Source organism: Erwinia sp. MYb416 (assembly GCF_037479575.1).
Classification (GTDB): domain Bacteria; phylum Pseudomonadota; class Gammaproteobacteria; order Enterobacterales; family Enterobacteriaceae; genus Erwinia; species Erwinia rhapontici.
The window spans coordinates 1097-1618 of record NZ_JBBGYT010000049.1 but is presented as its reverse complement, the minus strand read 5'-3'; the positions used below and the strand labels follow the sequence as shown (position 1 = coordinate 1618).

General features: G+C 40.2%; 1 protein-coding gene. It reads left to right on the top strand.

Annotated features, from left to right (window positions below):
* A partial coding sequence (locus tag WH277_RS00455) for a type VI secretion system protein (RefSeq protein ID WP_339503725.1) occupies window positions 1-522 on the top strand: 522 nt, incomplete at both ends.

Genomic DNA, 522 nt, shown 5'->3' with positions numbered 1-522 from the left:
ATGTTAGCCAGGCGGATGAAAATAATAACGAATGGAAAAACATTTTAAATGGCATCCGGAAATACCGATCAATAAAAGCCATAAATGGCGTGATTATCAATATTTCTGTTTCAGATGTTATGGGGCGCAGCAAGGCTGAATTGTACGACCTTTCTGCTAAAATCAGAGCAAGACTCGATGATACTCGCAAAACTCTTGGTATACATTTCCCAGTTTATGTACTGGTGTCAAAAATAGATCAACTTTCTGGATTTTCTGAATACTTCAGGATACTGACAGAACAGGAACGCGAACAGATTTGGGGCGTGACATTCCCCTATGGCGAAGAAATGAAAATGCCAGCCTCAGACCTGCGTGAGCGTGTAGATACCGAGCTGGTATTGCTGGAAAATCGTATTGAAGAGAAGATGACATTACGCCAGCAAGAAGAACTGAATCTTAACGATAGAAAAAGAATGTATAGTTTCCCTCAGGATTTCCGTGTTTTGTCACAGGAAATATCTGACATGCTGCAAAACATAT